This is a genomic window from Bradyrhizobium canariense, from assembly GCF_019402665.1.
GTDB lineage: Bacteria > Pseudomonadota > Alphaproteobacteria > Rhizobiales > Xanthobacteraceae > Bradyrhizobium > Bradyrhizobium canariense.
The window spans coordinates 89,309-97,671 of record NZ_VSST01000014.1; the positions used below are offsets into that span (position 1 = coordinate 89,309).

Consider the following 8,363-nt stretch of genomic DNA (forward strand, 5'->3'; position numbering starts at 1 on the left):
CGGTCCTTCAGAGATTAACGGTTCGTTACCGCGTGCATCGTGGCCGCGAGGCTTCGCTGGTCTTGCGATCGGCTGCGCGCGCACCATGGCCGTCAGCTTTTCCGCAGGATGACGTGATAATCGCCGCGGCGGACGTCGGTCCCGCGCGGGAGCATGGCGTTGAGCACGGCGGCGCCGGCGTCGACCAAGGCTGCGAACAGCGGATTGCGCCGGCGCATCTCGGGATAGCGCGGGCTCTCGACCTCACGGCGGTAGATCATCTCGAGGCCATTGGCGGCGGCGAACGCTTCGAGCCTCGGTAGCGACACCAGGGGATGGAAGAAGGTCGGGAACGGCGGCTCGCCCGGCAAGCCGGCATCCTTGATGCCGCGAATGTGCCGGTAGAACCAGACGTGGAACCAGTGCGGCGAGTATTTGGTGACGACCCCGGACAACGAGCGCGGATTGGGCGCGCCGATCAGGATCATCCCGCCGCGCTTGAGCGCATCTCGGAAATTCAGGAGTGCGGCGTCGACGTTGGGAAGATGTTCGATCACGTTGTAGCAGATCACCAGATCGAAGGTCTCGCGCCCGAAGCGGTAGGTCTGGACGTCGCCGAGGATCGCTTCGTCCGCGTAGCTGTTGTTGCGGACCTGGTCCTCGTCGATATCGACGACGGTGACCTTGCTGCGGCTCAGCAATTCCGGTGGCAGGACGCTGCACGAGCCGCCTCCGGCTTCGTAGGTGGCGAGCTGGCCCTGCGGCAGTCCGCGGCGCAGTACGTCGTGGACGGCGAGCAGGCTGTCGCGGGCTTCACCGGGGACGAGATCGTGCAGCGCCTGAGTGCGTGCCATGGCCGCGGGAATTTGGACCGCCGTGGCTGTCGCGAAATCGATCGTGGCTGGCTTGTTCATATTTTCTGACCGCGCTTGTTCGACTTAAATTTACAGGAAAAATCTCGTGTGCCCGTAGAGCAAATCCGATACCGCGACGCTTCACCCGTCGCGGTACTTACGATCGGGTTAATGAGCATGTGCGTTAACTACGGTATCGTCCACGCCAGCCGCCATCGGCACGGTGGACCGCGAATTGCAGCATCACTGCGCGCAAGGCTTCGCAGCAGAAACACCCGAAATCAGTTAAGTGCATGGATGGCGGAAAATCGGCGGCGTGGCGCCGTCGCGAGGCTCAAACCGGCCGTTCATTTTGGGACGTGCCTGTCCCGCGGCGATGTGCCGTCGCGGGACGGCGCTGATCCCCGGATCGAAGCAGGGCTTTTTCAATCTATCTCGGACATCTAGAACGTCATGACATTGATCCCGACAGACCTGTCTGCCACGCGTATCTCGGATGCCGTGCGCGATCCCCACCGGGAGATCGCGGCCAGCTCCCGGATTATCGACCTGTCGGTTGGTATCGTCGTCTGCATCCCCTGCTTCCGCCGCCCGCAGCATCTGCGGTCGACGCTGGACTCGCTCGCCAGCCAGCGCACCCCGCGCTCCTTCGCCGTCGTCATGGTCGAGAACGATGCGGTCCGGCGTGAAAGCGCGCCGGTGGCCGCGGAATATCTCGCCGATGGCAGGCTCCAGGGTGTCTGCCTGATTGAGAAACGGCAAGGCAACGTCCAGGCGATCAACGCCGCGTTCGAGACGGCGCTGGCGCTGTTTCCCGCCGCGACCCGGTTCCTGATGATCGACGACGACGAGATCGCCTCGCCTGATTGGCTCGAGCTGATGGTTCGCACCGCGGAGGCGACCGGCGCCGATCTGGTCGGCGGGCCGGTGCTGCCGGTCTTCGAGGATCGCAGCATGCCCTGGCTTTCGCGCCACCCCGTTTTCTGCCCCGCCTATGATTACAGCGGCGCTGTGCCCCTGATCTACGGCTGCGGCAATTGCCTGATCACGCGTGCGGCGTTCGAGAGGTTCGCCCGTCCGGCCTTCGACCCGCGCTTCAACTTCCTCGGGGGCGGCGACTGCGATTTCTTCGTGCGCTGCCGCAATGCCGGCATGACGTTCCACTGGACGGCGGAGGCAGTCATCACCGAGACGGTGCCGCAAAGCCGCACCAGTTTCGGCTGGATCGTGAAGCGAGGCCTGCGCATCGGCGCGATCAATTATCGTGTGCAGTCCAAGGCCGCGCAGGGCGCCGCGGCGCGAGTGTGGGTGTTTGCGCAGATGCTCGGGAGGTTGCCGTTGTCGCTGGTGCGCGCGGCCGCTCTGCTGAAATCGTCGAAAGCCTTCGTCGCGATGCATCCCGTGATGGTCGCGCTCGGCTCGGCGCTCGCCGCGTTCGGCATCGAGCCGAAACCCTATAAGGCCTCGAAGATCGCGTCCTGACGCCGAGGTCGCGGTCTAAATACCGAAGCAGGCGAGGGCGACCCTAACCGCGGAACGCGGCAGCGATTTGAGCGAGCGGCGCCCGACCATCCCGAGATAGGCGAAGGCCTGGCGATATCTGCCGAAGCGGACCGCTTGCATCGCCGAATACGTGACGAGATGAACCTCGGCGGCCCGGCGCAGCCCGGCTGCCATGCCCGCGGGCAGTCGCGCCATGATCAACCCGTCGTCGAATATTCGTGCGATCGCCGGAAAGAAATCCTGTGGCGTCCGCGCCGCCGCGTTCATGGTGTTGGCCGTGTGCAGGCGGTAGTCGAGCAGAAGGTTTGGCGCAAATTCGAATTCGCCGATCGCGGCAAGGCGGCACCAGCAGTGCCAGTCTTCGCAATATCTGAGCGAGACGTCGAAGCCGCCGATAGCGCGGAAGGCCTCTGCACGTGCCAGCGCAATGCCGCCATTGACGATGAAGTTTCCGGCCGCGAGCCGCGCCAGCACGTCGCCGGACGGTTTGCGGCGTCCTTTCAGCAGATCCCGGCGGCCGATCTGCCGTCCCTCGCTGTCGATCGTGTTGTAGTCGCCGTAGACAAGAACCGCTCGCGGCGCGGCACGCGCAGCGGCCAGCAGGGCCGCGACCGCGCCGGGCCGCAGGCGATCGTCGGCATCGAGGAAGAGCAGCCATTGGCTGCTCGCATGCTGCGCGCCGAGATTGCGCGCTGCCGAAACGCCGGCGGTGCCGTTGGTCATCAGGCGCAGTCGCGGGTCACGAATGGCACGGACAATCGCGGTGGTGCTGTCGGTCGAGCCGTCGTCCACGACGATCACTTCGGTGACCTCGGTTTGCGCCAGTGCGCTGGCGAGGGTTTCGCCGATATAGGTCGCAACATTCTTGGCCGGAATGACGACGGACACCGACGTGGTTGAGCCGACCTGCAGCGGGACGCGCGCCGCCGGTACGACGCGCGATGTCGCCGGCAATTCGAGAATGTCTTCCGCGGTGATCAAGATACGGCTCGCCTTTAACGGTCTGTTAACCAGGGCGCTTCTGCGAGTTGGGAATGCGACCGATCGCAACCTTGGCCGTCGCGAATGATACTCGCATTGGAAAAAAAGCGTCGCCGCGAAGGCTGCCGCAGCGCTGGTTTCGTCAATTAGCGTTAAGCCGCAGGCATTAAGCCTGTGGCAAATTTTGAAGAGTGCGACAGCCGGTCCCATGCGAGAATGGGCAACCTGGCTGCCGCGGATGGACCCAGTGCCCGCAAAGACATTCGACTACGATCCCGACGACATGGTCCTCAACCTGTTCTACGAGGACAAGGACGATCGCTGGTTTCCCGGCGATCGGCATCTGCGGCGCATGGCGCGTCGCATGCTGCTCGGCGAGCCGCGCATGAGCGGGCAGCTCCGCGTGTTCCTCAATCTCTGTGCAGGGCTCGATCGGCTCGGTATCCGCTATCGCGTCAACGACTATGGCTACATCGCGCGGCATCCGGGCGAACTCGCCTGCATCATCGGCCGCACCTTCCTGCTCGACAAATTCGCTTGGAAAAATCCGATCCTGCTCGGCGTTGCCGCCCACAATCATCCGCTCGACGATCCCGACCTGTTCAAGCGCCTGCCGGTCAAGAAGGTCGTGGTGCCCGGCCCGTGGTACGCCGACATGTATCGGCCGCATTGGCCCGACACGGAGGCTTGGCCGATCGGCATCGACACGGATCTCTGGGCACCGTCGCCGACCTCGCAAAAGAGTGTCGACGTCCTGATCTACGACAAGGTGCATTGGGATCGCGATCGCTACGCGGCGGAGCTGATCGAACCCGTCCGCGCCCGGCTCACGAGGGAAGGCCGCCCGTTCACCGAGCTGCGTTACGGCAGCTACAAGGAGGAAGACTATCAAGCCGCGCTCGCGCGTTCGCGTGCGATGATTTTCCTCTGCCAGAACGAGAGCCAGGGCATCGCCTATCAGCAGGCATTGTCTTGCGGCGTCCCGGTGCTCGCCTGGGATCCCGGCGGCCCCTGGCGGGACCCCGATTATTATCCGCATCGCGTCCAGTTCGCCCCGGTCTCGTCGGTGCCGTACTGGGACGATCGTTGCGGCGCCAAGTTCGTCGACATCGCCGGGTTCGAGGCGGGCTGGGATGATTTCTGGGCCGGGTGCGCCGCCGATACGTTCGATCCGCGCGGCTTCGTGCTCGACAACCTCACGCTGGAACAGCGCGCGCTTCAATATTACGAAATCGCGCGGAGCATCGTGCGGCAGCACGCGGTGCCGCGGGGTTCCGTTGGACTGGTTGACGAATGCTTAACAGGGATCGGCTAACTCTTGGAGCTTCCCCCGGCTTCACCACTACTCTCGAGCCATGGATCGCAGCGCTACTGATATGACCGACGTCGAGGCCCGATCGTTCGGCGGCGTCCTGCGCGATGGGCTTGCGGGGATCGACGCCGTGCGGGCGGCGCGCTGCCTCGTCGCAGTCGCAGCCCTGCTCCTGGTGCTGGTGACGCTCGATCCGTTTCCTGACCTGCGCAACGAGGATGTCACCACCGTCGTCGGCGGACGGATGGCGCTCACTTATGTCTCCTGGGGCTTGCTGGCGGCGGTCGCGGTACTGTTGGTCGCCGCAACGGATGCGCCCGCGCTGAAGACGCTGGTGACGCCGCTGCATCTCTGCCTGGTCGGATGGCTGTTGATCAACATCGTCTTCTCCGAGAATCGCGGAGTCTCGATGCAGCGCTTCGTGCTCGCAGCCAGCGTGATGTCGCTCGCGGTGCTTTTGCCGTTGCTGCCGCCGACGCAGCGCAGCTTCAACCTGTGTCTCGGCGGCGCCGCGCTCGTATTGCTTACCCTCTGCTATCTCGGCGTCTTCCTGGCGCCGCAATACTCGATGCACACCGCACTCGACGTCACCGAGCCGCAGTTGGCCGGCGACTGGCGCGGCAGCTTTGGTCACAAGAACATCGCTTCGCCGGTGATGACCATCCTGATCTATGTCGGCATTTATCTGTCCGCCGTCGGCTCCTTCGTGATGGGGCCGGCCATCGCCGCGCTGGCCGGAATCTTCCTGATCTTCACCGGCGGCAAGACGTCGTCGGTGCTGTGTCTTGCGATCTACGCGCTCGCCTCGCTGGTCTGCGTCACGCCGAGCCTGTGGCTGAGGCGGATGATCTGCTTCGTGCCGCTGATCGTGATGAACCTGCTGACAGTCGGCAGCGTCCTGAGCCCGGCGCTCGGGGCGATGACGCGGCTGCTTCCGCTCGATCCCACCTTCACCGGCCGTTCTGCCATCTGGGAGTTCGCGCTCGCAGCCGTCGCCGAGAAGCCGACCATTGGTCACGGCTACGCCGCGTTCTGGGACGACGTGACGGCACGGCAGACCGTCCAGGGCGCCGAATGGGCAACGAGCGCCGCGCACAGCCACAACAGCTATCTCGACCTCGCGGTCACCATCGGCCTTCCGGGGTTGTTGCTGGTGATCCTCGTCTTCGTGCTCGCGCCGCTCGGCAATTTCCAGACGGCCCGAACTCACAACCGCAGCGGTGCGTTGGCAAAGCTGTTCCTGACCGTGTGGCTGTTCGGCCTGTACTACGGGGCCACCGAGACCTTCCTGCTCGAACGGCAGAATCCGATCTGGTTCATGTTCGCTGTTGCCGTGGCCGGCCTGCACTTCCTGGCCAGGTTCCAATGCGTCGCGGAAACGGATGACTTGTCGCAGCCGGTGCTGCCGCAGTGGCATCGGCTTAACGATAAGCGGTGAGGTCACTTGTGGCCGCGACAAAACATAATCTATCTGGAAACACCCAGTAATCGCATGTCCCGCGGATGACGATCCTCAGCGTCGAGCAACCAGATGATCTTGTGTCCAGCGCGTCGGGAATCGCGGTCGATTTCGTGCGTGACTGGAAGCAGGCCGCATCGCGCCTGAACGCTGGCCATCGCACTGCATTCCAGCATGGCTATTGGCTTAGCGCCTGGTACGAGGCGTTCCACGATCTCTCGCCGCTGATTGCATTGATCTCCGATGCCACGACTGGCAAGGACATCGCAATGGTGCCGATGATCAGCCATCTCAGGCGCGGCATCCGCATCGTCGAATTCGCCGATCTCGGCGTCTCCGACAACAACGCGCCGATTCTGGCGCTCGATGCCGCGCTGGACGCGGCGGCGGCGGATGCGATCGGCAAGGCGTTGATCGACGCATTGCGCGCATTGCCGGACCGCTTCGATTTGCTGCGCCTGAAGAAGATGCCGGCCCAGATTGGCAGCAACCCGAACCCGCTGGTGTCGCTCGGCCGGATCGGATCCTGCTCGCTCAACGGCAACCTCGTGCTGACCGGCGACGACTATGAAGATTACCGGGCCTCGATCAAGCGCATGCAGATGCCACGCTGCTGGCGCGTCTTCAGCCGTCACGCCGGCGCGCGATTCGAGATCGCCACCGATGTCGCGCGTGCGCGCGAGCTGCTGGACGTGATGGATGCCCAGCAGCAGGCGCGCATGCGAAAGCTCGGCTCGCGCTTCGTCCTCAACGACGAAACCCATGCGCAGTTCTATCGCGAGGTCGCCCGCCAGGGTGCTGCGGACGGTTACGCCGTCATTTCGGCGCTGGTCTGCGACGAGGCCGTCGTTGCCACCACGCTCGGCGTCAGGTCTGGTGCGACCTATTTCCTGCTGCGCATCAGCCACGCCGGCGATTCCTGGTCGAACTGCTCGCCGGGGCTGCTCGTGACCGAGCGCACCATGGCGGCGCTGCATGCCGACGGCGTGCGCCGTTTCGACCTCAGCATCGGCAACCAGGACTACAAGCGCCGCTTCGGCGCCGAGCCGGTGCCGCTGACCGATGTCAGCGTCGCGCTGTCCTGGCGCGGCATGCTCTTCGCGTGGCGTGACCATGTCGCGCAGGGCCTGCGCCGTCACCCCAGGCTCGCCGCCTTTGCGGCGCAGGCGATGGGCAAGGGGACGCGCTGACGCGCTGCCCTGGATTGCAGGGTCACGCGATTATCGCAATCGTTGTGTTATCGTCGCCTGTTTCCCGGAGGCGACATGAAAGATCGTTCGGCAAAATATCGCGCATTCTATGCGCAGTTGATCTGCGCCGCGGCGAGGGCCGCGGACCCCCGTATCGAGGAAGCCTATCGCACCGTCAGGCGCGAGCCGTTCGCCGGACCCGGGCCGTGGTCGATCTCGGTTGGCGGACACCCCTATGTCGTTACGCCCGATGATGATCCCGCCTTCCTCTACCAGAACACGCTGCTCGCGCTCGACAGCGCGCGGGGTCTCAATATCGGGATGCCCGGCGCGCACGCCTATTGGCTCAGCGGTTGCGCGGTGAAGCAAGGCGAGATCGTGATCCAGATCGGCGCGGGGAGCGGCTACTACACGGCGATCCTCGCGCATCTCGTCGGCCCCGGCGGCCGCGTCCATGCCTACGAGATCGACGAACGTCTGGCAGGGCTCGCGCGCGAGAATCTGAAGGACATCGACCATGTGGATGTGTGGGATCGTTCGGGCATCGCGTCCGATCTGCCCAGAGCCGACGTGATCTATGTCTGCGCGGGTGCGGCGCAGCCGGCTGCCGAATGGCTCGATGCCTTGCTGCCCGGTGGGCGGCTGGTGTTTCCGCTCGCGCCTGAAGGCATGCTCGGCGGCATGCTGATGATCACGCGCCCGGACGAGGGTGCAGCCTGGCCCGCCAAATTCCTCGGGCGTGCCCAATTCATCGGCTGCGCGGGATTGCAGGATGCGGATGCTGCCCGGCGACTGGCGGAGGCGTTCGCAAGGGGATGGGAGGGCGTGCAGTCGTTGCGGAGAGAGGGCGCTCCCGACGAGACGTGCTGGTTCGGCGGTGACGGCTGGTGGCTCTCGACGGCACCGGCGCCTGTCGCGACTGCGCCCATCAAGCCCAACGCGGACATCACGCAGGCCTAGCCGGTCACGCCTTCGTGCAGCCGGCACAATGAAAGCGGCCGCGCGAGGCGCGGAACAGGCTTCGGCAATACCATCGCCGCGCCAGCGCCTGAGCGGGCCTGCGGATCATCTGCGCGATCAACAAG

7 protein-coding genes are annotated in these 8,363 nt (G+C 64.8%); 5 read left to right on the top strand and 2 right to left on the bottom strand.

Annotation, left to right across the window (positions count from 1 at the left end; all coding sequences use genetic code 11):
• Positions 1 to 92 precede the first annotated feature (92 nt).
• Positions 93 to 893: a class I SAM-dependent methyltransferase gene (locus FXB41_RS06780; RefSeq protein WP_219680727.1), complete on the bottom strand. Its 801-nt coding sequence runs from the start codon at positions 891 to 893 to the stop codon at positions 93 to 95.
• Between the two features lie 393 nt (positions 894 to 1,286).
• On the opposite strand from FXB41_RS06780, the gene FXB41_RS06785 reads away from it, so the two are divergent.
• Positions 1,287 to 2,315, top strand: a complete 1,029-nt coding sequence (locus tag FXB41_RS06785) for a glycosyltransferase family 2 protein (protein ID WP_219680730.1) — start codon at positions 1,287 to 1,289, stop codon at positions 2,313 to 2,315.
• Positions 2,316 to 2,330: 15 nt separating this feature from the next.
• Here FXB41_RS06785 and FXB41_RS06790 read toward each other — a convergent pair whose 3' ends face one another.
• Positions 2,331 to 3,317, bottom strand: coding sequence for a glycosyltransferase (locus tag FXB41_RS06790; RefSeq protein ID WP_219680733.1), 987 nt, complete (start codon positions 3,315 to 3,317; stop codon positions 2,331 to 2,333).
• Positions 3,318 to 3,564: 247 nt separating this feature from the next.
• On the opposite strand from FXB41_RS06790, the gene FXB41_RS06795 reads away from it, so the two are divergent.
• The 4 genes from FXB41_RS06795 (at position 3,565) to FXB41_RS06810 (ending at position 8,238) form a co-directional block, all read left to right on the top strand.
• Positions 3,565 to 4,632, top strand: coding sequence for a glycosyltransferase (locus FXB41_RS06795; RefSeq protein WP_219680736.1), 1,068 nt, complete (start codon positions 3,565 to 3,567; stop codon positions 4,630 to 4,632).
• A gap of 40 nt (positions 4,633 to 4,672) precedes the next feature.
• Positions 4,673 to 6,067, top strand: coding sequence for an O-antigen ligase family protein (locus FXB41_RS06800; RefSeq protein ID WP_007597000.1), 1,395 nt, complete (start codon positions 4,673 to 4,675; stop codon positions 6,065 to 6,067).
• A 65-nt stretch (positions 6,068 to 6,132) separates the two neighbouring features.
• The gene (locus tag FXB41_RS06805) at positions 6,133 to 7,278 is read left to right on the top strand and encodes a GNAT family N-acetyltransferase (RefSeq protein ID WP_007596999.1); all 1,146 of its coding nucleotides are present in this window, start codon (positions 6,133 to 6,135) and stop codon (positions 7,276 to 7,278) included.
• 75 nt (positions 7,279 to 7,353) lie between these two features.
• Positions 7,354 to 8,238 (top strand): protein-L-isoaspartate O-methyltransferase family protein, encoded by an 885-nt coding sequence (locus FXB41_RS06810; protein WP_007596998.1) that lies wholly within the window; start codon positions 7,354 to 7,356, stop codon positions 8,236 to 8,238.
• Positions 8,239 to 8,363 lie beyond the last annotated feature (125 nt).

What these genes read in the sequence shown, in the direction of transcription:
- FXB41_RS06780 (WP_219680727.1), bottom strand. Translation starts at nt 893, where the DNA reads ATGAACAAGCCAGCCACGATCGATTTCGCGACAGCCACGGCGGTCCAA.
- FXB41_RS06785 (WP_219680730.1), top strand. Translation starts at nt 1,287, where the DNA reads ATGACATTGATCCCGACAGACCTGTCTGCCACGCGTATCTCGGATGCC.
- FXB41_RS06805 (WP_007596999.1), top strand. Translation starts at nt 6,133, where the DNA reads ATGACGATCCTCAGCGTCGAGCAACCAGATGATCTTGTGTCCAGCGCG.
- FXB41_RS06810 (WP_007596998.1), top strand. Translation starts at nt 7,354, where the DNA reads ATGAAAGATCGTTCGGCAAAATATCGCGCATTCTATGCGCAGTTGATC.
- FXB41_RS06800 (WP_007597000.1), top strand. Translation starts at nt 4,673, where the DNA reads ATGGATCGCAGCGCTACTGATATGACCGACGTCGAGGCCCGATCGTTC.